Annotated in this window: 3 protein-coding genes; 2 read left to right on the forward strand and 1 reads right to left on the reverse strand. The window is 32.3% G+C overall.

Annotated elements, in window-relative coordinates:
* Window positions 1-186 precede the first annotated feature (186 nt).
* Complete coding sequence (locus tag GMC_RS0103630) at window positions 187-438, forward strand: type B 50S ribosomal protein L31 (RefSeq protein ID WP_010177497.1); 252 nt, start codon at window positions 187-189, stop codon at window positions 436-438.
* A 484-nt stretch (window positions 439-922) separates the two neighbouring features.
* Here GMC_RS0103630 and GMC_RS0103635 read toward each other — a convergent pair whose 3' ends face one another.
* On the reverse strand, window positions 923-2,173 hold the full coding sequence (locus tag GMC_RS0103635; protein ID WP_010520857.1) for an OmpA family protein: 1,251 nt from the start codon (window positions 2,171-2,173) through the stop codon (window positions 923-925).
* A gap of 325 nt (window positions 2,174-2,498) precedes the next feature.
* Here GMC_RS0103635 and GMC_RS0103640 point away from each other — a divergent pair.
* A partial coding sequence (locus GMC_RS0103640) for a nucleotide sugar dehydrogenase (protein WP_010520858.1) occupies window positions 2,499-3,280 on the forward strand: 782 nt, incomplete at its 3' end.

Below are 3,280 nucleotides of genomic sequence, written 5' to 3' on the forward strand. Positions count from 1 at the left end.
GTTTTTTATGTTGTGTGCCGTGCATGGTAATTTGCGGAATTACAATAATGAGTTTTTTCAAGCCATTGTAATTTCAACTATTGAATGTTAGTGAGTAGTAGTATTTTACAAAAAAAATAGAATTGTTGTTGTGTAATTATAATAAAAGCGTATTTTTGCAATCCGAAAACGAAAAGATTTTTAGCAATGAAACAAGGTATTCACCCAGAGAATTATAGATTAGTAGCTTTTAAAGACATGTCTAATGATGACGTGTTTATTACTAAATCAGCAGCAAATACAAAAGAGACTATTGAAATAGACGGTGTTGAGTATCCGGTGATCAAACTGGAAATCTCCAGAACATCACACCCATTTTATACAGGGAAATCTAAGCTTATTGATACAGCTGGACGAATAGATAAGTTTAAAAACAAATATGCAAAATTCAAAAAGTAATTTTGTAGTTTTTTTATAAATAAAAGCCTTCTGATATATCAGGAGGCTTTTTTTAGTTGAGGTCTATTTGAAATGTTATTCTGTGCTTATTATTTACAATTTTTTTGTGCAAGTAAACAGTATCTTGTAGTATTTGTGGCTGTCAATTTAAGTGTGCTTTATCTGTATTGACGCGGTGTTTCAAATTTATTCTTGATGTAAAATTTTCTATTTTAATAGTTTGCATAAGTATTTTACGATCAAAATTTGTATCAAGGAAATTGTTTTAAAACTATAAGTTCAAATTTTTTAGCTCTAGTTTTTGATTCTAATTTTTTGTTTACGGATTATTGAATCAAATGATTATCTAATTTTAGTAATTCGGCAAATTCATAAAGCTAAATGTTATTTATTAAAATTTAAAAACGAACAAGGCAAACAAAAAAGGAAGCCTATATGGCTCCCTTTTATTGTTGGAATAGTGTTAGTATGTTGATGTTGGGCTCTATTTTAATTTAAAGGTTACCTTTCTCCTTAATTGTAATGATTCTTTGGAGCTTCCAGAAGCTGTTTCTCCGTTTCCTGTATGCAATAATCTCTCAGGAGCTATTCCTGATTCAATTAAAATATCATATACTTTTTTAGCTCTTCTTGAAGAAAGACTAGAGTTAAATGCGTCGCTACCTCTTTGGTCAGCAAAACCGATTAGTTCAGCCTGAGCGTTTGGGTGTTCTTTCATGTATTCTATTAAATAGTTAATAGCATCAAGTGAATAAATGCTTGGTGTAGCACTTGCTGTATTGAAATAAACGTTGACATAGCCTTCACTCAAAAGTTTCTTGATGGCTTCATCATAAGAGACTTCTGGGGCAGTTGTAACTGCAGTGGGAGTGTCGTTTGCGTACTTTCTGTCCAGAGCAGTTTCAAATTCATCAGGGATTCCATTTCTGTTATTATCAATAGTAACCCCTTTAGTGTTTACAGTTACTCCAGATGTTGTATTAGGTTCACGATCTAAATAATCGGCCACACCGTCTTGATCGGTGTCAATTAAATCGGCTTCAATATTTGCTATTTTATTGCTCAATTCTTCAAGTTGTTTTGAGCTAGCTCCGTCCTCAATTGTCCAATCTGCATGATTTTCATGTTTGCCTAAGTGAATGGTAAAACCAGCAGTCGCTGTTAATAATGATCCAAAATCAGTTACGTTTTCTGCACCATCCCAGTTGAAGTTTTGTCCTAAATGTCTGGAATAGCTTAGATCAGTATGAAAAGTAACCCTTTTTGATAATTTTAACTGTGGTGTCAGGCCAAGAATAAAGTTTACGGCTAATTCATCATCAGTGTTTCCTTCGGTGTTGTAATCAAAAAAAGATAAACCTCCACCACCATGGAATAACAATCCGATATTTTTAAAGGCAGTAGTTCTGAAGCCCATTATATTTCCTAGATTAATAACTCCTTGTATTGAACCTCGATAATAAATAGTTTCGAATTCAATTGAATTATCGTCATTATTAATATCCAGATATCCAAAATCAGCTTTTATTCCAAACTTGGTGTTTAGTGCATATCGAATTCCAAAATTACCAGCAATAAATTCAGGTACTTTTGTAAAGTGACCAGGAGAAGCTAGGCTAAATGTCTTTAAAGCGCCGGCATCAAGTTCAATAGACCATTTGTTGTATTCGATATTTTGAGCATTTATAAAATTAAATGACGCAAAAAAGCAAATAATAAGTAATTTTTTTTTCATAATTAAGCGGTTAAATAATTATTTTCAATCAAAAATAGGAAAAAGTATATAATAAAAATGTTTTTTTGTAAGTGTAAAATATATTTATATTTAAATATTTGCAAATCAAATAGTTGTTTAATTTATGTCTTATTTGCAGAGTTTTAACGTTTTGTTGATATATATTCGCAAAAATGAAAATTCGATTTCAACCATTTCTTGTTTTTTTAATTGTATTTTTGCATCGATTTTAAGTAAAATTTATATTTAAAATTTACAATCAAAAACTGGTTAAAAATTGTTGAATATTAGACTTTAAAAGTAATTTTTTGTTACAAAATAAATTATGATAAAAAACATTTGTTGTATTGGAGCTGGTTACGTTGGAGGTCCAACGATGGCTGTAATAGCGAATAAGAGTCCAGAAATAAAAGTACACGTAGTAGATTTAAACGCGCAGCGGATAGCCGATTGGAATTCAGATGATTTTAGCAAATTGCCAATTTATGAGCCAGGATTAGATGAAATAGTAAAAGCAACACGTGGCATAAATTTATTTTTTTCAACAAATGTAGATCAAGCGATTCAGCAAGCGGATGCAATTTTTATTTCAGTAAACACCCCAACAAAGACTTACGGAGTAGGGAAAGGGATGGCAGCAGATTTAAAATATATTGAATTGTGTGCGCGTCAAATAGCAGCAGTAGCAACTACGGATAAGATTGTTATAGAAAAATCGACACTTCCAGTACGAACAGCAGAAGCGATTCAAAATATATTAAAAAATACAGGGAATGGCGTCAATTTTGAGGTGTTATCCAACCCAGAATTTTTGGCGGAAGGAACCGCGGTAAGCGATTTAATGAATCCGGACCGAGTGCTTATTGGTGGTAACGAAACGGTAGCAGGAAAAAAAGCCATTCAGGCTTTAGTTGATGTGTATGCCAATTGGGTACCTACAGAAAATATATTAACCACCAACGTTTGGTCTTCGGAATTGTCCAAATTAACAGCAAATGCATTTTTGGCACAACGTGTATCTTCAGTAAATGCTTTGTCGGAATTATGTGAGCATACTGGAGCGGATATTAATGAAGTGTCAAGAGCTATAGGTACAGATTCTAGATT

This window comes from Aquimarina agarivorans, from assembly GCF_000218485.1.
GTDB lineage: Bacteria > Bacteroidota > Bacteroidia > Flavobacteriales > Flavobacteriaceae > Aquimarina > Aquimarina agarivorans.

Bases quoted from the DNA above. Each gene is read 5' to 3' on its own strand.
- GMC_RS0103630 (WP_010177497.1), top strand. From the start codon at position 187: ATGAAACAAGGTATTCACCCAGAGAATTATAGATTAGTAGCTTTTAAA.
- GMC_RS0103635 (WP_010520857.1), bottom strand. From the start codon at position 2,173: ATGAAAAAAAAATTACTTATTATTTGCTTTTTTGCGTCATTTAATTTT.